The following is a 19,273-nucleotide window of genomic DNA, read 5'->3' as shown; positions in this document are numbered from 1 at the left end:
GTGTTGCTCCTAGCTCCTGGCTGATCGTTTTTCTTTGCCTCTCCGGCGGGAAGAACCGTTTGAGTGGAGCCGACGGAGTGACGTCCTTTCCGGGCGAAATAAGCCCGAAGGGCGCGTCCGGAATGGGTGGCACGCAGGCGGTGGAGAGAAATAGGTTGAGACCGCGGAGAGGTGAAGAAATCGGGTGGAACGGGCCGCATCGCGGCCTCCGATTCGCGGCGCTCCGTCGCCGCTGCGCGAGTGCAACTCGCGCCCCGGAACGGGATCCTGCCTAGAAAGCGACATTTGGGGATTAGTCCGGATTCTGTCGTTTATATGGACCCCTTCACTGGGGTCAAGGCCTGGGCAACCGGTCGACTCTCTTGTTACGAAGTATGCGGACACATACTTTTCGACGACCGGAGCCCGCATGCTCACCACCGCACGTACCTCGACACGAGCTACCGCTCCCGCCGTGTTCGATGCCACGACCCTTCCTGCGCTGCCGATGGACTCGGACCGGGTGCTCGTCATCCGCGCCGCTTCCGGCGACGACCGGGCGTTCGCGGCGATCGTGAACCGCTACTCGCGTCTGCTGCGCGCGATCGCATCACGAACGCTTGGCAGCTCCGCGGACGTCGACGATGTGGTGCAGGAGACGTTCCTCGCCGCGTGGACGCACCTGGACAGCGTGATCGACGGGGAGACCATCCCTGGCTGGCGACAACGACCCGCCGACGCAGCATCGACCGCCTCCGCGCGCCCGCGTCCGCGCGCCGGACCGAGTTGGACGAGGAACTGCCGGCGCCCGAGCAAGACGACCCCGAGGCCGCGGGCCGGTGCACCGCTCTCGCGGCGGACGCGCAACGGGTACTCGAGCGGATGCCGGCCCTGCAGCGTCGCTGCTGGGAACTGCGGCAACTGCACGAGCTCAGCTACGACGAGATCGCTCTCGACCTCGACACCACCCCGACCGCCGTGCGGGGCATGCTCTCCCGCGCACGACTGTTGATGGCGAGCGAACTCGCCCACTGGCGCTGACCACCTCGCACCTGCGGCGGCGCTCCGTCGCCGTCGCGGGTACGTCTTCGCGTCCCCGCGACGGGAGCACCGGGGAGTGTGAGGGGGTCGCCCCTCACGGGCCGGCAGGGTTGGCCCGCACGCCCCGTTCAGCTCGCCGCGGGCGCCTCCGTGTTGGCTGCGACGTCGGCCGCGGGGCGGTGCCCCTGTATGTCGGCGTAGGCGACGGAGTAGGGCCTGATTCCGCCGTTCCAGTCGAGGGCGACGGTCACTGTCTTGGGGTTCACGCGGGTGACGGTGCTCCATCCGAACTTGTGCTCGATCGCGTCGCCCTTGGCGATGGTGTCGCGGCTGTGGATCGCGGTCGCACCGGCGGCGGCCTGCGCCTCGCGCACGGCGCTCCAGTAGTCGCGTTGGTTCTCGAGCTGCGCCCGCTCAGCGCGCAGCCCGTCTAGCCGCGCGCCGGTAGCGGGGGCGGTCGTCTCGATGTGTCCGCCGCCGAAGTTGTGCGAGCTGCCCTCGATCCGGCGGGTTAGGAGTCTGACGTCGGTGTCGAGCCGGTCGATGCGGCGGGCGACCGCTCGCGGAAGGTAGCGGGCCTCGGTCGTCCCGGCCGCGATGTCGGCGCGGGCTCGGGCGCGGGCGGCCTCGCGGTCGGCCTCGACGCTGCGGCCGAAGGCGGCGTCGGCCTTGGCGATCGCGGCGCGGTGGCGGTTCTCGGAGTGGTGGCCGATCTTGATCGGCTCGCCGCCCTCGGGCAGGCGGCGCAGGGCGCGGCGTGCGGCCTCGTCCGCGTCGTCTGCCTGCGCGGCGCGGCGGTCGGCCTTGGCGTCGAGCGCGTCGATGCGGGCGGCCTGGCGCTCGATCTTCGCGCCCTCGACCTCGGCGGCGGGTCGGAAGCTCTCGTCGGCGTCGACGGTGACCTCGTGCCCTGCCGCGCGCAGCGCGGCCGCGGCGGCGTTGATGCTCGACCACTTCGGGAGGCGGTCGCGGGACTGCGGGACGTACCAGGCGGCGATGGAGCGGCCCCAGCGCCAGCCGGTCGCCTTCAGAAGTTCGGCGGTGCCGTCGCCGCGGCTGGTGCCCTCGATGATCGTTCCGGCTTCGGGGGTGTGGGTGATGGTGAGCATGCTCTATCTCCTTTTCGTCTCGGGGGTCAGTCGTTGGCGCGGTAGTCGGTGGGCGTCTCGCTGCGGTCGTGCAGCGCGTAGGCGGCCGGGAACAGGTCGAGCGCTCGGGCGACCTCGACCGGCACGACGATGAAGGCGCCGGAAGCCATGTAGCCGACCCGGCCCGCGGACAGCGGCTCGGTGGGCTCGAAGTGCTGCAGCGCCACCCCGGCCAGCGACGCGCCGCCCTCACGGGTGACCAGGCGCACGGCCGGGGTCTGCTCCGTCACCGGGTCGCGGCCACCGGCGCCGACGATGACCACCTCTCGGGCGGTCCGGCTGATGCCCTCGACGCCGGGGCTGTGGGTGGTCGTGGTGATGACCTCGGTACGGGTGCCGCGCTGCTGGCTCATGGTGTGTCTCCCTCTGGCTGATCGTTTTTCTTTGCCTCTCCGGCGGGAAGAACCGTTTGAGTGGAGGCGGCGCAGTGATGCCGCGATCGGGGGGAATAAGCCCGCAGGGCGCGTCCGATCGCGGTGGCACGGAGCCGGTGGAGCGAAATAGGTTGAGACCGCGGAGAGGTGAAGAAAACAGGCGGAACGGGCCGCGCAGCGGCCTCCAACTCGCGGTGCTCCGTCGCCGCTGCGCGAGCGAAGCTCGCGCCCCGGACCGGGGAAGGCCGGGGAGTGTGAGGGGGTCGCCCCTCACGGATGGCGGCGCCGGCCCTCGGGGACGGTGGCCTTCCGCAGTTCCGCGGACGCCGAGTCCGTGTCCGCGTCGACCCGCTGGTATCTGCAGTTTCTCGAGGCTTTTATCGCTCCTCTCGCCACCTCGAAGGAGCGGCAGAGGAGGCGCGGCGCCGCGGCGTCAGCTCGCGGCGTCAGGGTTACTGGATCGCTGGATCGTGATCTGTGCTGGTGAGGTGTCGGAGGCGCTCGAGCTTGTCGATCGCTGCGGCCGCTTGGGAGCTGGGGTGGGTGATGTCGCGTCGACCGTGTTCAGCCGCGGCCTCGCCGCTGGGGAACAGCGACACGTCGCTCGCGTAGGTGAGGCAGGCCGGGTCGAGGCGGTGACGGAGGACACCGAGGCGCACGGCGAGTAGATTCGCGGGGTTCGCGTGGCCGAGCCACCCAGCGCAGGCGCATCCCTCGTCGAGGTGGCAGAGAAACACCGCGGTCGGCTGGTCGGGGACGTCGGCGTCGTATCGAGAGAGCTTCGCGTACTCGTCGGCGTCCCAGATCCCAGAGGGCACGTTGACGCGATAGGGGCACGAAGCGCAGGGAGTGGAGCGCGGGACGATCGGGGCCTCGCGCGGGAGTTGGTCGGTCATGCCTGTCCTGGGCGGTGTGGGGTTTCCTCGCGGGCGGTGGAGCTCCACGGGGCGGAGTGGGAAGTCGACGAGGCGGTCAGCGATCCGACTTATCGTCGACAGAGTCGGTGCTGCGGCGCGGCGCCCGCCGCTCGGCGGTTGTGAGGACGGCGGTCGCGCGGGTGAGGTTGGGGCCGACGGCGTCAGCTTCGAGGACGCGACCGGTGCGGCGGCTCTCTCCTTCGCCCCAAGTGACGGTGCGCTCGTAGCCGACGACTATCACGGCGTCTCCTCGGTGGAGAGAGGCGAGCACGTGCTCGCCTAGCTCGAACTTCGCTTCCACGAAGTGCGTCGTCGGCGCCTCGTGCGGAGTCCACTCTCCCCCGCGAAACTCGCCGGTGTTTTCGATGACGCGCAGCTTGACGATCTGCACCCGGCCCGCCTGTACAGCCTCGGGGTCGGTGGCAAGGTTGCCGGTGATGGTCCTGGTGCTCATTTGCCGTCTCCTGCTCGTGCGGTTCGTTCGTCCCGTCGACGTCGACAGGATCTCCTTCGCGGCCTCGGCCGCAGGGGTGTCGATGGGGGTCGGCTCGATACCCCAAGACGCCAAAGCGTCGCGGCGAGTGACCTCGACCGGCGGCTCGGACAGCACTCTGCGCTGTTCGAGCTCGGCGCGCGTCGAAGCGTAGGCCGGGAGGCGTCGCTCGTCGCCGTAGGCGGCGCGGTAGAGCCGATCGGCCAGGAAGTCGAGCGCGTCGATCTCTCCCTGTCGATCGGCCTGCCCGGCGAGATACCCGGCCCGATACTCGTCGCTCGAGGCGTCCGGTCCGGTCATGCCGCGTGCTTCTCGATGAGGTCCGGGCGGAAGCCCGACCAGTGGTCCTGGTCGCTCGCGACGACCACGGGAGCGGCGGAGTAACCCAATTCCTCCGTGACGTACGCGAGCGCTGCGGGGTTGGTGGTGATGTCCACGACGGTGTATTCGATGCCCTTCTGCTCGAGCACCCGGTAGGTCATGGTGCACTGCACGCACGACGGCTTCGAGTAGACGGTCAGCGCCATGAGTCTCACTCTCCTTCCGCGGTGTGGTGGGCATCGCCCTCGTCGTCATCGATCGCGTGCTCTGCGATCCACAGGTCCGCGGCCTCGTCCCGTCCGAATGCTCGCAGGAGTCCGGCCAGCGCGTCGAACTCGACACAGGTCAACCGGACTGCCAGATCACCGGCCAGGTCCTCGCGTGCGAACACGGACACGAACTCGGCCTGCGCGTCGGTGAGGGTCGGTGCCTGCGTTTCGGTGGCGGTGGAGTCGTTCATGGTGGGTCCTCTCGTCGTCGGTGCTGTCAGATCCGGGCGGTGGTCTTGTCCTGCCCTTCCCCCTCGTCTTTTGCCGGAAGGCGGTTCTCCGCCTGAGCAACCGGAGGGCGCAGTGCAACCCGCAGGGCGGCGGGTGGAGAGAGTTTCGGCGCGATAGGAGTGAGCGCAGCGACCGCGTGCCGAAAGTCTCGGAGGAGCCGGTGGCGCAGCCACTTGAACGCAGCCCACAGGTAGCTACGAGGGAGCGAAGCGGACGAGCCGCCGAAGGCTTCCCGGCAAAAAGACACGTGAGCCCATCAGGCGAACCAACAGCGGCCGGCGTAGCCGGACGGGCCTCTGGGCGGCGCTCCGTCGCCGCTCCGCGAGCGCAGCTCGCGCCCCGAAGTGGAGGGCGGTCTATCCCGAAAACGCACCCGACTTGCGAAGCCGTCACCTTCTGTCGTATTAGGGAGTCTCGGGGTCGCCTCTCACGGGCGGCCCTCGTCCGCTCACCTCGGCGCGACCGTCGTCGCGGCGGGGTTCTCAGTCACGGTGTCGCGTCCGACCTCAACCTCGGCGGCGGTGTATTACTCCGAGACGTCGGTGCCTGCACCTCGCGGACGTCTGATCAGTAGACGCGCTGGTCCTCAGTTGCGCCCGCTGGGTGAGGAACCGCTTCTCTAGGACGGCCTGGCCAGCTGAGGCGCAGCAGGAGACAGGATGGTGACATGACCGATGCCTCCCGCCGCCCCTCACTGGCAGACGTGGCGCGTCTCGCCGGCGTGGCGCCCGTCACGGCATCGCGGGTTGCCAGCGGGCAGAACAATGTCGTCCCCGCAACCCGGCAAAGCGTCCTGGATGCGATGCGCACCCTCGGCTACCGCCCCAACAGCGCGGCTCGCGCGTTGAAAAGTGGATCGTTCCGCACCTTGGGGATCGCCTTCTTGGGTCTAGGCACTTTCGGCATGATGCAGACCGTGGACTCGATCGCCTCCGCGGCGGCGGAGGCGGGCTACACGATCACGCTCGTCCCGGTCTCGGCGCCCAGCCAGACCGGGCTCAACGGCGCCTTCACCCGGTTCGGCGAGCTGGCGGTGGACGGCCTCATCGTCGTCGTCGAGACCTACCTGCGCGACACGGCGCAGCTGACCCTTCCCGAGATCCCCCGCGTGCTCGTCAACGCGGCCGCCGGAGCGCACGGGCCCGTCGTCGACGCCGATCAGGCGGGCGGCGTGCGCGCCGCCGTGCAGCACCTGCTCGAGCTCGGGCACCGCACGGTGCACCACATCGCCGGACCCCGCGGCTCCTTCGCGTCCGAGCGCCGCGAGGCGGCCTGGCGGGAAGCGCTCGTCGAGGCCGGCGCGCCCGTGCCGCCCGCCCGCTACAGCAACTGGCGCTCCGACGGCGGGTACCTGCACGGCGCCGCCCTGGCCGAGAGCGGGGACTGCACGGCGGTGCTCGTCTCCAGCGACGAGGCCGCGCTGGGCGTCTACCGCGCGTTCGCGGAGCACGGGCTGCGGATCCCCGAGGACGTCAGCGTGGTGGGCTTCAACGACATCCCGGAGGCGCAGGACTTCTCGCCGCCGCTGACGACGATCCGGCAGGACTACCGCGCGGTCGGCGCGAAGTGCGTCGAGCTGCTGCTCGAGCAGCTCGCGAACGGGGTCAGCGACGACCCCGTCGTCGAGCTGGTGCCGACCTCACTGATCGTGCGGGTGAGCACCGGACCGCCCGCGACCCTCTAGGCCGGTAGGGAGCGGATGTGGCACGCAGCTGTTGGAACGATTGCGAGAAACGTTGTTCAGACAGCGAGACCTCCGCCGTCTCGGCTGAGTTTGACCGCCAAGCGGCAGACGAGGGGTACCTAAGAAGGCCATTCTCTTTCACCTCAGTGTCTCTGACGCTCGGGTGAGGCCTTGATGAAGTGTCGAGCGCGTTCGGCACATCACACCGCGCCGGAAGCTCCTAGCAACGACCCGATGGCGTACGTCACGGCGAGAGCAAGCGCGCCGCTAGCCACGACCCGCAAGGTGGGGCGCGGCGGTGGGCTGTCTCCGATGCGGGCGCTGGTGTATCCGGTGAGCGCGAGGGCGAGGAGCACGATGGCGAAGGTGGCCGGGACCCGCCATTCCGCGGGGGTGAGCAGGATCGCGAGCAGCGGCAGGATCGCCCCGATGGTGAAGGCGAGCGCGGACGCGCCAGCGGCTTGAAGTGGGCTGGCGACGGTGTCCTCGGAGAGCCCGAGTTCGGTCTCGAGATGCGCTGCGAGGGCATCGTGCTCGGTCAGCTCGGCTGCCACTTGTCGTGCCGTGCCTGCCGTCAGGCCTCTGGCTTCGTAGAGCCCCGCGAGCTCGAGGAGCTCTGCAGCGGGATCTTCGGCGAGTTCACGTCGTTCCTTCGCGATCAGCGCGCGCTGACTGTCGCTCTGGCTGCTCACGGAGACGTACTCGCCGAGGCCCATGGAGATCGCGCCGCCGACGAGTCCTGCGACACCCGCTGTCAGGAGGACCGGGGTCTGGGTGGTGGCGCCGGCGACTCCGACGACGAGGGCTGCGACGGACACGATGCCGTCGTTCGCCCCGAGGACGCCGGCGCGCAGCCAGTTCAAGCGCGCCTGGACGGCGCCGTCATGCGGCTCATCCCGGTGCGCGCCAGCAGCGGAATCGGTCGGGGATGTCATCTCCTGAGCCAATCACCGCAGAGGCTCACCTGACCAGGGACCTTTGCCTCTGTCTGGTCTGGACGCGGTACCGGAATCTGATCGTGAGGCCGCGCACCGTGGTCACGAACCGGAGGCCCTCCCATGACCGCACCCACCGACCTCGACCGCCGCCCGACCTCTCTGCGCGGAGCCCTGCCGCTCGCCGCGAGCACTCCGGTGACCAGCAGACTCGGTCGACGAGTCCTCGCCGTGCTCCGCCTGGCGACGGGCTTCATATTCCTCTGGGCGTTCTTCGACAAGACGTTCGGTCTCGGGTTCTCGACCCCCGCCGCTCGCGCGTGGGTGGCCGGCGGTACGCCGAGCCAGGGCTTCCTCCTCGGCGACGGGGTCGTCGGGCCGTTCAAGCCTTTCTTCACGGCGATCGCGAGCCCCGCGAGCGACGTCCTGTTCCAGCTCGGCATGCTCGGCGTCGGGGTCGCCGTGATGCTCGGCATCGGCCTGCGGGTCAGCGCCGCGGTCGGGAGCTTCATGATGGTGCTGATGTACCTGGCGGAGTGGCCGTTCGGCGCGAACGCCGCGTCGACGAATCCGCTCGTGGACTACCACATCGTCTACGCCCTCGCCCTGATCGCGGTCGCCGTGCTCGCCGCAGGCGACACCTGGGGCCTCGGGGACCGCTGGAAGCAGCTGCCCGTCGTCCGCCGTGTCCCCTGGCTCGTCTGATGGCGTCGCCCTCGCTCGCACCTGCCGTCCTCGATCCGGCAGTGCATGCCCGGACGGTCGAGGAGGTGCTGACCGGGCTCGAGGCGAGCGAGGGCGGCCTGAGCGCGTCGGACGCCGCGCGGCGCCTCACCGCGCACGGCCCCAACGCCCTTCCGCCGGAGCGCACCCCGAACCCGGTGCTGACGTTCCTGCGGCAGTTCCACGACATCCTCATCTACGTCCTCCTCGCCTCGGCGATCGTCACGTTCGTCGTCGGCGACTGGATCGACGCGGTCGTGATCCTCGCGGTGACGGTCATCAACGCGATCGTCGGAGTCGTGCAGGCGGGTCGCACTCAACGGGCGCTCGATGGGATCCGCGCGATGCTCTCGCTCTCCGCGAGGGCCAGGCGCGAGGGCGCGTGGGTCAACATCGACGCGGCCGACCTCGTCGCCGGCGATGTCGTCCGGGTCGAACCGGGCGACAGGATCCCCGCCGACGCCCGGCTGCTCGGCGCGAGCACCCTCCGCATCGACGAGTCCGCCCTCACCGGGGAGTCGCTGCCGACCGAGAAGAGCACCGCGCCTGTGCCCGCGGCCAGCGGGATCGGCGATCGCACCGACATGGTCTTCTCGGGCACCCACGTCACCGCGGGAGACGGCACCGCCGTCATCACCGCCACCGGCCTGGACACCGAGATTGGGCGCATCCATGCGCTCGTCACCGGCACGAAGAACACCACGACGCCGCTCACCCGCCAGCTCGACTCGTTCAGCAAGCAGATCTCCCTCCTCGTCATCGCCGTCGCCGGCGTCATGCTTCTCGTCGGCCGCCTCCTCCACGACCGGGACTTCGCAGAGCTCGTCCCCGCGACCATCGGGTTCGCTGTCGCCGCGATCCCCGAAGGGCTCCCCGCGCTCATCACGATCACCCTCGCGCTCGGGGTGCGGCAGATGGCGTCGCACCACGCGATCGTCCGGAAGCTGACGGCGGTCGAGACCCTCGGCTCGGTGACCACGATCTGCACGGACAAGACCGGCACGCTGACCCGCAACGAGATGACCGTCCGCACGGTCGTCACCGGCGCCGGCAGCCACGACGTCGCCGGCACGGGCTACGCGCCCCAGGGTGCAATCACTCCGAGCACCGCGGGTCACGTCGGGCCGACCGCCCTGATCGAGGCGTTCGCGCTCTGCAACGACGCGCACCTGGTCGACGGCGAGGACGGCTGGCAGGTCGTCGGCGACCCGACCGAGGGCGCGCTGCGTACCCTCGCCCGCAAGGCCGGGTTCGACGACGACGGAGCCGAGCGGCTCGCCGTCGTCCCGTTCGCCGCCGAGACGAAGTCCATGGCCGTCCGCACCCGAAACGCCGCCGGCACGATCCGCATCCTCCTGAAGGGTGCTCCCGGGGTGGTCCTCGAGCGCTGCAGCCACGAGCTGCAGCCCGACGGCAGCACCGCACCGATCGACCGGGCCCGCTGGGCGAGAATCGTCGACGAGCTCAGCGCTCAGGGCTTGCGCGTTCTGGCCGCGGCCCGTTCGCACACGACCGACGAGAGGACGACGCTCGACGCGTCGGAGTTCGACTCCGGCCTGGTCTTCCTCGGCGTCGCCGGCATCCTCGACCCGCCCCGTCCCGAAGCGGTCGCCGCGATCGCCGCGATGCACGCGGCCGGCATCCGCGTGAAGATGATCACCGGCGACCACGCCGGCACCGCCCTCGCGATCGCGCGCGAGATGGGCATCGCCGAGACCGACTCCGCCGTGCTGACCGGGGACGCCGTCGAGGCGATGACCGACGAGCAGCTCGCTGACGCCGCTTCGACCGTCGACGTGTATGCCCGGACCAGCCCGGAGCACAAGCTGCGCATCGTCGCCGCGCTGCAGTCGCGCGGCGAGGTCGTCGCGATGACCGGCGACGGCGTCAACGACGCACCCGCGCTCCGCCGTGCCGATATCGGCGTCGCGATGGGCATCAAGGGAACCGAGACGACGAAGGAGGCGGCCGACATCGTCCTCGCCGACGACGACTTCGCGACCATCGGCCACGCCGTGAAGGAGGGGCGCCGCATCCGGGACAACCTCCAGAAGTCGATCCTCTTCCTCTTGCCGACCACCTCGGCGCAGGCGCTCGTCCTGCTGCTCGCGGTCCTCATCGGCTTCACGCTGCCGCTGCAGGCGACGCAGATCCTCTGGGTCAACCTGATCACGGCGATCACCCTCTCACTGGCCCTCGCGACCGAACCGGCCGAGGCGGGGATCATGCAGCGGCCGCCTACGCGCCCCGGACGCGGGATCCTCGACCGTAGCTACGTCGGACGAATCGTCTGGGTCACCGCGCTGATCACCGCGGCGACCATCGGTGTCTTCTTCTCCGAGATCGGCATCGGGGCGACGAGCGCCCAAGCGCAGACGACGGCCGTCACGATGCTCACCCTCGGACAACTCGCGTTCCTGTTCAGCTGCCGGTTCCTGCGGGCGTCGAGCCTCCGGCTCGCCGTACTGCGCGGGAACAGGGCGATCTGGATCTCGGGCACCACCCTTCTGCTCCTGCAGCTGGTGTTCGTCTACGCGCCTTTCATGCACCCGTGGTTCCACTCGGCGCCACTCGGATTCCGCGAGTGGGGGTACACGACCGGCATCGCCGTCGCGGTCTTCCTCCTCACCGAAGGAGGCAAAGCGGTCGAGCGCCGCCTTCTCGCACGGCGGTGATGCACCGGGCACCCAGGACAGAGCGAAGGCCCCCTCCAGCTCGTGGAGGGGGCCTTCGCCGTTCGTCACTGCTTCGTGGTGCGCAGGCTGGTCGCGTCGGGGCGGCGCGCCCGATAGGTGCGCAGAGCGCGGCGGAGGCGGTAGACGGGCCAGCGGAAGAAGGACCGGCCGGTGATCGTCTCGACGTCGATGCGGACGAAGTTGTGCTTGTCGTCGTCGTGGAATGCTTCGAGCTGCTGGACGCCGGAGTTCTCGATGTCGATATCGGAGTTCAGGCGGTGCGCGTCTCCGTGGATGACGACGCTCCAGAAGCGACGGCCGCGGTGCCCGTCGAACTCGAACGCGACGCGAGGATGCTGGGCGATGTCCATCATCTTGCTGCCTGGGCCGCTGCGGAAGAAGATCGCTCCGTCGTGGACGAGGAAGTTGACGGGCACGATCGTGGCGCTCGGGCCGCGGGTGGACGGGCTGTGATCGATGACCGCGAGACGGCCGACGTCCGTCGTGCGCGCCAGCCGCCAGCACTCCTCGGTGGTGATCTCGCGGAGAGTGATATTGGCGTCGTTCGACACGGTGTCCTCTGGGATCGGACGCGTCGGGTTCATGCGGAGACCGCGGGGTCGGGGACGACGATCACGGGCCGGGAGGCGCCACGGAGGGTGTCGTGGGCGACGGAGCCGAGCAGCAGGCGCTGGAGGCCGTGCCGGGAGGTCGCGCCGACGACGATCTCGAGAGCGTCCTTCCCCAGACGGGTCAGGACGGTCGCGGGGTCCCCGGTCTCGGATCTGCTGTACACGGTGAGGTCCGGGAACTCTGCCTGAACGGCCGCGATCTCGAGGGCGAGCATGTCGAGGCTTGCGAGGCGGAGCAGGTCGTAGAAGCCCTGGTCGGGGACGAAGCCGGGGACCCAGGCCTGCAGCGGCGTCCAGACGTGCACGACGGTGAGCGGCTCGTTGAGGTCGACCGCATCTCTCGCGGCGAAGAGGACGGCTGCTCGTGCGGCCGGCGAGCCGTCGATGCCGACGAGGATGCCGCCGTGGTGTCCGGACTGCGGGGTCGGGATGACCGCGACCGGGGCCGTCGAGAGGGCGGCGAGATCCACGGCGGGCGAGTGCCGGGTGCTGGGCTCCGTCCCGTCTCGGTCATCGTGGGTCCCGACGACGATCATCCGGGCGCCGCGGGCGTCCTGGGTGAGCTGGTCGACGGGGCGGCCTCGGCGCAGCGCCGTCGTGACGGCGATATCCGGCGCTTTGGACGCGGAGCCGAAGGCGTCGCGGGCGAGAACGACCTCGCCGTGCGCGGCCTGGAGACTCGCAGCGCCGGGATGCCCGGCAGCTGCGTCGGTGTCGGAGACGAAGACGGCCAGGACCGGGGTGCCGGAGTGCCGCGCGCGGCGCAGCGCCCAGTCGAGGGCGGCGCGGCTGTGCGGGGAGTCGGAGAGTCCGACGACGATGGGCGCGTTCATGACGCTCGATTCCGCCCCGGTGCCGCGCGGTGCGGCGGTGGGGTCTTCTCTCGAGCGTGCGCGCAGGAAGGCCGGGGAGGTAGAGGCGAACGTCCCGGCGTCTGATCCGTTCGGGACGCCGAGCCTTCCGGGACCTTCGGCACTACGGCCGCATCTGCGCGGTGCTTAGCGTCGGTAGCAGGAGCGGCGGTACGAGCGCATCCGCACGGTCGTGAGCCGTCTCCGCGATCACGAAGCAGGACGCATCATGACCCTCGAAGCCCCCGCACGCACCGACCACCAGATCCAGCTCGCCGTCCAGGACGAGCTGAACTGGACCTCCGACGTCGACGCCGCCTCGATCGGAGTCGCCGTCGACCACGGCGCGGTCACGCTCTCGGGCGAGGTCCCGACCTACCTCGAGCGCTTGCACGCCTGCAGCGCGGCCCTGCGAGTCCACGGCGTGCGCACACTCGTCGACGACCTGAAAGTGCACTCCGCCCGTTCTCTGCTGATCAGCGAGAACGACTTCGCCGAGAGCGTGCAGACCGCGCTCACGACGGGACGGTTCATTCCCGAGACGGTGACCGCCGAGATCCACGGGCGCTCCGTCGTCCTCGCCGGAGAAGTGCACTGGGACTTCGAGCGCCAGAGCGCCCGCGACGCCCTCGCCCACATCCCCGGCATCACGAACGTGAGCTCGATGATCACCCTGCGCGCACGACCCAGCGCCGCCGACGCCCTGACCAGGATCAGCGAAGCGCTCGTGCGCGACGCGACCCTCGACGCCGGACGCATCAAGGCGCACCTCGACGGCACCCGACTCACCCTCAGCGGCACCGTCAGCAGCTGGCCCGAGCGCCGCGCCGCCGAGCGCGCGGCCTGGTCGTCGCCCAGCATCACCCACCTGCAGAACGACCTCGTCGTCAGCTCCTACTGAAGCGGGACCCGTCCACCCTCCAACCGCTACTCGAATCGAGATCGTCATGAAGGCTGCACGTTTCCACGGTCCGCACGACATCCGCATCGACGACGTCCCCGAGCCGGAGCTCCGCCCAGGAGCCGTGGCCATCGACGTCGTTTGGTGCGGCATCTGCGGCACCGACCTGCACGAGTACCTCGAGGGCCCGATCTTCATCCCGCCCGCGGGACACCCGCACCCGCTGACGCACGAGCAGGTGCCCGTCACGATGGGGCACGAGTTCAGCGGCACGATCACCGCGCTCGGCGAGGGAGTCACCGACCTCGAGGTCGGCGCGAACGTCGTCGTCGAGCCGTACTTCGTCTGCGGGCACTGCGCACCCTGCCTAGCCGGTCACTACAACCTCTGCGCGAGCATGGGCTTCATCGGCCTCGCGGGCGGCGGCGGCGGGCTCAGCGAGAAGGTCGTCGTCGACCGGCGCTGGGTGCATCCGATCGGCGACATCCCCCTCGATCAGGCGGCGCTGATCGAGCCGCTCGCCGTCGGGCATCATGCGTTTACCCGCAGCGGCGCCCGGCGCGGCGACACCGCCCTGATCGGCGGCGCAGGGCCGATCGGACTCCTTCTCGCCGCGGTGCTCACGGCGGAGGGCGTCCGCGTGATCCTCTCCGAGCCAGGCGCCGCGCGGCAGGCGAAGGCGCGCGAGACCGGAGTCGCCGACGTCGTCATCGACCCGACGACCGAGGACCTCCTCACCCGCGTCCACGAGCTGACCGACGGGAACGGCGTGGACGTCGCCTTCGAGTGCTCCAGCATCAATGCCGTCCTCGACCAGCTCATCGACGCCGTGAAGCCTGCGGGCGTGATCGTCAATGTGTCGATCTGGGGCAGCCGGGCGAGCATCGACATGCAGAAGCTCGTGCTGAAGGAGATCGACCTGCGCGGCACCATCGCCTACGTCGACGACCACCCCGCGACGATCGCCCTCGTGCAGTCGGGGAAGGTTGACCTCGCGCCCTTCGTCACCGCGCGCATCCCCTTGGACCGGCTGATCGACGGCGGCTTCGACACCCTCATTGACCACAAGGAGACCGCGGTGAAGATCCTGGTGCGGCCGCAAATCGATGGAGTGTCGTGACAGAGGCGCCCGTCGCCGAGGCCTACAGCGAGTACGGGTGGTCACCGCAAGGAGCGGTCATCGAATTCGCCGACGCCGACGCCTGGGCCCTCCTGACGAGCCGCACCGTCGGGCGCCTCAGCGTGATGGTCGACGGCCATCCCGACATCTTCCCCATCGACTACGCCTGCATCGGCCAGACGCTCGTCTTCCGCACCGACGTCGGCACGAAGCTCCGGGCGATGGCGCACGACCAGCACGTCGCGTTCGAAGTCGACGGGCACACCCCGAGCACGACATGGAGCGTCGTCGTACGGGGCCGCGCCGAGCGGCTGCCGGGCAGCTCCGAGCTCACCGACCAGGCCACAGCCATGCTCCCGCCGTGGGTGCCGACGGAGTCCTTCACCTGGATCGCCGTCCACGCCGACAGCCTCCGCGCGCGCTCCTTCGAGCACCACCTCCCGATCGGCCGGCTCGACGAGGCCGGCGCCCTCACTTCCCGACCGATGACTCTTCCGAGGAGAACCCCATGACCACCGATCCGCTCTCCCCCGCCTTCTCCGTCGACCCGCTCGGAACGGTGCTCATCCTCGGGAACTCCGATGCGGCCGCAGCCGATCCGAACGACCGCCCGGCCTGACCCTCGCCAGCCGAGGCCGGGACGTTCGGCCCTACGACCGCTCCGATCCGCTGCGTAGCGTCGACGGCAGGAGCGGCGGCACGATCGCAGACACGCGATCGTGAGCCGCCTCCGTGAGGCCCGGCGACGGGCGGAGAAGGAGCCGTCATGGCTGCCACGACCACCACCGACCCGGCCGCCTCGACCCTGGGCACCGACGGCGAACTCGGAACCACGACCATCGATCAGGACGTCGTCGCCACCGTCGCGGGACTCGCCGCGTCGGAGGTCACCGGGGTGCACGAGCTCGGCGGCGCCGCCACTCGCGCCTTCGGGGCTGTGCGCGGCGCCGTCAATGCCGTCAACCACCACCAGGGAGTCACCGTCACCGTCACCGAGCAGACGGTCAGCATCGACGTGACGTTCATCGCCGAGTACCCGATGAGCCTGCAGAAAGTTGCCTCCGACGTCCGCTCCGCGATCATCCTCGCGGTCGAGACCATCGTCGGCCTTGAGGTCACTGCGGTGAACGTGCGCATCAACGACATCGTCATCCCCACCGAGGCGACGACCGACCCCCAGACCGCCGCCTGACCCGTCGCCGCGTTTCCCGCCGATAGTCGCGGGGGACGCGTTTGGCACGGCAACCACGAGAAGACGACGAGCACTCCGCTCGTCGTCTTCCGCATGTGTCCACGACGGCGCTCCCGCGAGCTCCCTCCCGATTGAAGGAGACACCTCATGACCACTGTCCACGAGAAGACCCCCCACCGGCTCCGCCGCGGCATCGTCATCGCCGCCGGCTCGACCGTCGGAGTAGGCGCGGCGCTGCTGGTCGTCGTCCTCGCGGCGGGCGGGCTCTTCGCCCGCGCCGACTACCTCGACCCGTGGGAGCAGAGCTACGCCGACACGTTCGAGGACCCCCGGATGCAGCTCGTCGCGCAGGCGGTCCTCGCCCCCAGCAGCCACAACGAGCAGCCCTGGAAGATCGAGCTGGACGGCTCCGGCGCGAACGCGTTCTCGCTCTTCGCCGACTCGTCCCGGCTCACGCCCGAAGTCGACCCGCTCGCCCGGCAGACGATGATCTCGCAGGGGACCTTCCTCGAGTACCTCCGCGTCGCGGGAGCCGCAGCCGGCTATGAAGTGGGCATCGAGATGTTCCCCGGCGGCGACTACGACGAGGCGGCGCTGAGTTCGAGCATGGACGAGCGTCCGGTCGCGAGGGTCACCCTCCGCGTGGACAGCCCGGCTCCCTCCTCCGATCACGCCGCACTGTTCCTCTCAGACACCAACCGGAGCCCCTACTCCCCCACGGCCGTCACGTCAGCGCAGACGGACGAGCTTGAGTCGCTCGTCGCCGCCGGGGGCGCCTCCCTCACCGTCTTCCGCGACGACGAGGACGTGTCGGTGATCAGAGCCGCGACAGTCCGTGGCTCCGTCATCGAGGCGGGCAACGCGGCGGTCGCCGCCGAGAGCGCTGCCGTGTTCCGCTCCAACGAGTACGTGAAGAACGAGTACCGTTCCGGATTCGCGGTCGAGGGGCAGGGAACCAGCGGCGTCGCGAAGTACCTGCTCCAGGGCATCGCGACCCTGCTGCCGGGATCGAACGGATCCGATGCGGCGGCGACCCGCGACATCGCCCTCGCGACGGACGGTGCCGCGAGCACGTCCGCCTACGCGATCGTGACGACCGCGGAGAACACCAGGGCCGATCAGGTCGAGGCGGGGATGCTCTACGCGTCGTTCGCGCTGAGGGCCCGGGCGCTCGGACTCGTCACGCAGCCGGTGAGCCAGATTCTCGAGGAGCACCCCGCGATGGAGCTCGAGCGCGCGAGCATCCACGACGCCTACGCCCCTGAGGGCGCAACGATCCAGATGCTGGCCCGCCTCGGGACCGCGACGGTGGACTACCCGCCGACCATGCGCCGCGATGCGAACGACCTGCTCGGGGCCGAGTGACGGCACCGGGCCCTCCCGCGGATCAGCCGGACGCGGGCGGGCGCAGCTCCGTCTGCAGCACCGCGGCCTGGGTGCGCCGCTCCAGGCCGAGCTTGCTGAGGACGCTGGAGACGTAGTTCTTGATCGTCTTCTCCGCGAGTGAGAGCTCGACTCCGATCTGCCGGTTGGTCATGCCGTCGGCGATCAGAGCGAGGATCTGCCGCTCGCGCTCGCTGAGACCGGCGAGGCGCGGGTCGACGGCGTGCTCACCGCGCAGGCGTGCGGTGACGGCGGCGACGACCGCCGGTTCGAGGAGGATGTCGCCTGCCGCGGCCGCGCGGACGGCATCGACGAGGCCCTTGCCGCGGATGTCCTTCAGCACGTAGCCGGAGGCTCCGGCGATGACGGCGGCGTACAGCGCCTTGTCGTCGTCGTACGCGGTCAGGATCAGGCAGCGGATGCGCGGGTCACGGGAGCGCACGTCGCGGCAGACGTCGATCCCGCTGCCGTCGGGCAGCCGGACGTCGAGCACGGCGACGTCCGGCCGCAGCGCCAGGATCTCGCGCAGCCCCGAGGCGGCGGTGCCGGTCTGGCCGACGATCTCGAGGTCGGGCTCGGAGCCGAGGAGCTCAGCCAGACCGCGGCGGACGATCTCGTGATCGTCGAGGAGGAAGACGCGGGTCACGAGGACTCGGAGACGGCGTGGAAGGGGAAGGGGACGCTCCAGCGCACGCGGGTGTCGCCGGGGACGCTCGTCACCGTGAACGTCCCGCCGCGCGCCTGCGCCCTCTGCTGGAGATTCGCGAGGCCGCTCCGCCGGCCGGTGTCGGCGAAGCCGCGGCCGTCGTCGCTGATCTCGAGAACGATCACCCCGTCGGCCGCGGTCAGGTGCAGCGTGATGATGTTCGCCTCGGCATGCCGTGCGATGTTGGTGAGCGCCTCGCGGGCGACCGCCACCACGTCGTCGGCGAGCTCGTCGACGACGAGCAGATCGACGGCGCCGGCGAAGCTGATGTTGGGGGTGCGCACCAGGACCGACGCCAACTCGTTGGCGAGGTCGAGGATCCGGTGCCGGATGGTGGTCGCGTCGTCGTTGTTCGCGTTGAGGGCGAAGATGACCGTCCTGATGTGCGAGATGCTCTCGTCCAGGCTCTCGACGGCGCGCTCGATCCTCGACGCGGCGCGTCCCGGTGGCAGGGCTCCCGCCGCCTGGTGGAGGTCGAGCCCGGTGGCGAAGAGCTCCTGGATGACGTGGTCGTGCAGATCCCGCGCGATGCGGCCGCGGTCCTCGAGGAGTGCCATCCGCTGCTGATCGGCGCGAGCCGAGGAGAGCTCCATCGCGACGCTGATGTAGGAGGCGAAGTCGGACACCATCTCCAGATCGGCCGGCGCGAAGAGAGGACGGCCGGTGCGCCGGGTGACGACGAGCACGCCGAGCGTTCGGGAGGCGGCGATCAGGGGCACCGCGAGCACGGGACCGCCGGAGGTCGGCGTCCCTCCGCTCGTGGACGTCGGCAGATGGTCGAGCACCCGCGGCTGGCCACCCGTGAAGACGCTGCCCGAGACGGAGGATCGTGCCGGGAGGAGCCGGCCCTGGAAGGTCTCGGCACCGTCGCCGCGGGCGACTCCGACGCGCAGCTGCTCGGGATCCTCCGTCGGGAAGACGACGCCGACGAGGTCCGCGTCGGCGAGGTCGAGGATTCGGGCGGCGACCAGGCCGATGACGTCGTCGCCGTCGGAGGCGAGGATCGCCGCGGTCATCTCGGCGGCGGCCTGGGCCCAGCGCTGCCGCATCCGCGTCTCGGCGAAAAGGCGGGCGTTGTCGATCGCGACTCCGGCCGTCGCGGCGAGAGCGATGACGAGGTGCTCGTCGTTCGACGTGAAGGCGCCGGCGCGGGAATCGGTGAGGTAGAGGTTGCCGAACACCTGATCGCGGACGCGGATCGGGACGCCGAGGAAGGACTTCATCGGAGGATGCCGGGCGGGGAACCCGGCGGCTCGGGCGTCGACGGTGAGGTCGGCGACGCGGATCGGGTGCGGATCACTGATGACCGTGCCGAGGAGGCCGTGACCCTCGGGCAGATGTCCGATCGCCTCCACCCGCCCGGGATCCATCCCGACGTGGATGAACTCGTCGAGCGATCCGTCGCTCCCGATGACGCCGATCGCTCCGTAGCGGGCGTCGACGAGCTCCACGGCGGCGTCGACGATGCGGCGCAGGACGGCGGGGAGGTCGATGTCCTCGACGACGGCGCGATTGGCGCGGAGGAGGGCGCGCAGCCGGCCGGACGTGCCGTCGGCCCAGGGGATGCCGTCCTGTCCGGGGAGGGACGAGGGGTCGAGATGGGGCATGACTGCTCCGCTCCGCCATCGGTCGGCTGACCTGACTCGTCCTACCTTCCTCGCCTCGGGTGCATTCCCCTAGCGGGAGCGGCACATCGGC

General features: G+C 70.2%; 20 protein-coding genes and 1 pseudogene. 10 read left to right on the top strand and 11 right to left on the bottom strand.

Translation table 11 applies throughout. From position 1 onward, the window contains the following. Positions 1-765 precede the first annotated feature (765 nt). Complete coding sequence (locus GSU72_RS21735) at positions 766-1,020, top strand: sigma-70 region 4 domain-containing protein (RefSeq protein WP_244256165.1); 255 nt, start codon at positions 766-768, stop codon at positions 1,018-1,020. 128 nt (positions 1,021-1,148) lie between these two features. On the opposite strand, the gene GSU72_RS19835 is transcribed toward GSU72_RS21735, so the two are convergent. The 6 genes from GSU72_RS19835 to GSU72_RS19810 all read right to left on the bottom strand — a co-directional run bounded on the left by GSU72_RS19835 (position 1,149) and on the right by GSU72_RS19810 (position 4,733). Then, complete coding sequence (locus tag GSU72_RS19835) at positions 1,149-2,129, bottom strand: DUF3560 domain-containing protein (RefSeq protein WP_159986990.1); 981 nt, start codon at positions 2,127-2,129, stop codon at positions 1,149-1,151. A 26-nt stretch (positions 2,130-2,155) separates the two neighbouring features. Then, complete coding sequence (locus GSU72_RS19830; RefSeq protein ID WP_159986989.1) at positions 2,156-2,521, bottom strand: hypothetical protein; 366 nt, start codon at positions 2,519-2,521, stop codon at positions 2,156-2,158. 473 nt (positions 2,522-2,994) lie between these two features. Continuing rightward, complete coding sequence (locus GSU72_RS19825; RefSeq protein WP_159986988.1) at positions 2,995-3,438, bottom strand: DUF6283 family protein; 444 nt, start codon at positions 3,436-3,438, stop codon at positions 2,995-2,997. A 76-nt stretch (positions 3,439-3,514) separates the two neighbouring features. Then, positions 3,515-4,252, bottom strand: coding sequence for a hypothetical protein (locus GSU72_RS19820; RefSeq protein WP_159986987.1), 738 nt, complete (start codon positions 4,250-4,252; stop codon positions 3,515-3,517). Further along, positions 4,249-4,479 (bottom strand): glutaredoxin-like protein NrdH, encoded by a 231-nt coding sequence (gene nrdH, locus GSU72_RS19815; protein WP_159986986.1) that lies wholly within the window; start codon positions 4,477-4,479, stop codon positions 4,249-4,251. The genes GSU72_RS19820 and nrdH overlap by 4 nt, the downstream gene beginning before the upstream one ends. Before the next feature lie 5 nt (positions 4,480-4,484). Then, positions 4,485-4,733: a hypothetical protein gene (locus tag GSU72_RS19810; protein ID WP_244256163.1), complete on the bottom strand. Its 249-nt coding sequence runs from the start codon at positions 4,731-4,733 to the stop codon at positions 4,485-4,487. Positions 4,734-5,440: 707 nt separating this feature from the next. Between GSU72_RS19810 and GSU72_RS21930 the strand changes: the two are divergent. Further along, positions 5,441-5,590: pseudogene (locus GSU72_RS21930) on the top strand (LacI family DNA-binding transcriptional regulator); the annotation flags it as partial. Between the two features lie 87 nt (positions 5,591-5,677). Beyond that, the gene (locus GSU72_RS19805) at positions 5,678-6,457 is read left to right on the top strand and encodes a substrate-binding domain-containing protein (RefSeq protein WP_348272854.1); all 780 of its coding nucleotides are present in this window, start codon (positions 5,678-5,680) and stop codon (positions 6,455-6,457) included. A gap of 200 nt (positions 6,458-6,657) precedes the next feature. Here the strand turns inward: GSU72_RS19805 and GSU72_RS19800 are convergent, their stop codons facing one another. Next, positions 6,658-7,392: a VIT family protein gene (locus GSU72_RS19800; protein WP_159986984.1), complete on the bottom strand. Its 735-nt coding sequence runs from the start codon at positions 7,390-7,392 to the stop codon at positions 6,658-6,660. Between the two features lie 123 nt (positions 7,393-7,515). On the opposite strand from GSU72_RS19800, the gene GSU72_RS19795 reads away from it, so the two are divergent. Both GSU72_RS19795 and GSU72_RS19790 read left to right on the top strand, forming a co-directional pair. After that, the gene (locus tag GSU72_RS19795) at positions 7,516-8,097 is read left to right on the top strand and encodes a DoxX family protein (protein WP_167306131.1); all 582 of its coding nucleotides are present in this window, start codon (positions 7,516-7,518) and stop codon (positions 8,095-8,097) included. A 41-nt stretch (positions 8,098-8,138) separates the two neighbouring features. Continuing rightward, positions 8,139-10,790 carry an HAD-IC family P-type ATPase gene (locus tag GSU72_RS19790; RefSeq protein ID WP_244256162.1) on the top strand — a complete coding sequence of 884 codons (2,652 nt, stop codon included), beginning with the start codon at positions 8,139-8,141 and terminating at the stop codon, positions 10,788-10,790. A gap of 65 nt (positions 10,791-10,855) precedes the next feature. Here GSU72_RS19790 and GSU72_RS19785 read toward each other — a convergent pair whose 3' ends face one another. Both GSU72_RS19785 and GSU72_RS19780 read right to left on the bottom strand, forming a co-directional pair. Then, positions 10,856-11,362, bottom strand: a complete 507-nt coding sequence (locus GSU72_RS19785) for a pyridoxamine 5'-phosphate oxidase family protein (RefSeq protein ID WP_159986982.1) — start codon at positions 11,360-11,362, stop codon at positions 10,856-10,858. Positions 11,363-11,391: 29 nt separating this feature from the next. Next, positions 11,392-12,255, bottom strand: a complete 864-nt coding sequence (locus GSU72_RS19780) for a universal stress protein (protein WP_159986981.1) — start codon at positions 12,253-12,255, stop codon at positions 11,392-11,394. A gap of 247 nt (positions 12,256-12,502) precedes the next feature. Between GSU72_RS19780 and GSU72_RS19775 the strand changes: the two genes are divergently transcribed. The 5 genes from GSU72_RS19775 to GSU72_RS19755 all read left to right on the top strand — a co-directional run bounded on the left by GSU72_RS19775 (position 12,503) and on the right by GSU72_RS19755 (position 16,851). Beyond that, positions 12,503-13,174, top strand: a complete 672-nt coding sequence (locus GSU72_RS19775) for a BON domain-containing protein (protein WP_159986980.1) — start codon at positions 12,503-12,505, stop codon at positions 13,172-13,174. 46 nt (positions 13,175-13,220) lie between these two features. Next, positions 13,221-14,294: a 2,3-butanediol dehydrogenase gene (locus tag GSU72_RS19770; protein WP_159986979.1), complete on the top strand. Its 1,074-nt coding sequence runs from the start codon at positions 13,221-13,223 to the stop codon at positions 14,292-14,294. Continuing rightward, positions 14,291-14,806, top strand: coding sequence for a pyridoxamine 5'-phosphate oxidase family protein (locus GSU72_RS19765; RefSeq protein ID WP_244256161.1), 516 nt, complete (start codon positions 14,291-14,293; stop codon positions 14,804-14,806). The genes GSU72_RS19770 and GSU72_RS19765 overlap by 4 nt, the downstream gene beginning before the upstream one ends. Positions 14,807-15,060: 254 nt before the next feature. After that, complete coding sequence (locus GSU72_RS19760; protein WP_159986978.1) at positions 15,061-15,486, top strand: Asp23/Gls24 family envelope stress response protein; 426 nt, start codon at positions 15,061-15,063, stop codon at positions 15,484-15,486. Positions 15,487-15,633: 147 nt separating this feature from the next. Beyond that, on the top strand, positions 15,634-16,851 hold the full coding sequence (locus GSU72_RS19755; protein ID WP_159986977.1) for a hypothetical protein: 1,218 nt from the start codon (positions 15,634-15,636) through the stop codon (positions 16,849-16,851). Between the two features lie 22 nt (positions 16,852-16,873). Here the strand turns inward: GSU72_RS19755 and GSU72_RS19750 are convergent, their stop codons facing one another. Both GSU72_RS19750 and GSU72_RS19745 read right to left on the bottom strand, forming a co-directional pair. Further along, positions 16,874-17,515, bottom strand: coding sequence for a response regulator transcription factor (locus GSU72_RS19750; protein WP_159986976.1), 642 nt, complete (start codon positions 17,513-17,515; stop codon positions 16,874-16,876). Then, positions 17,512-19,182: a GAF domain-containing protein gene (locus tag GSU72_RS19745; RefSeq protein ID WP_159986975.1), complete on the bottom strand. Its 1,671-nt coding sequence runs from the start codon at positions 19,180-19,182 to the stop codon at positions 17,512-17,514. Before GSU72_RS19745 ends, GSU72_RS19750 begins: the two co-directional genes overlap by 4 nt. Positions 19,183-19,273: the final 91 nt, after the last annotated feature.

Origin of the sequence: Rathayibacter sp. VKM Ac-2760, assembly GCF_009834185.1 — a bacterium.
Classification (GTDB): Bacteria; Actinomycetota; Actinomycetes; order Actinomycetales; family Microbacteriaceae; genus Rathayibacter.
The sequence above is the reverse complement of the archived record's forward strand: the minus strand, read 5'-3'. Positions and strand labels throughout refer to the sequence as shown.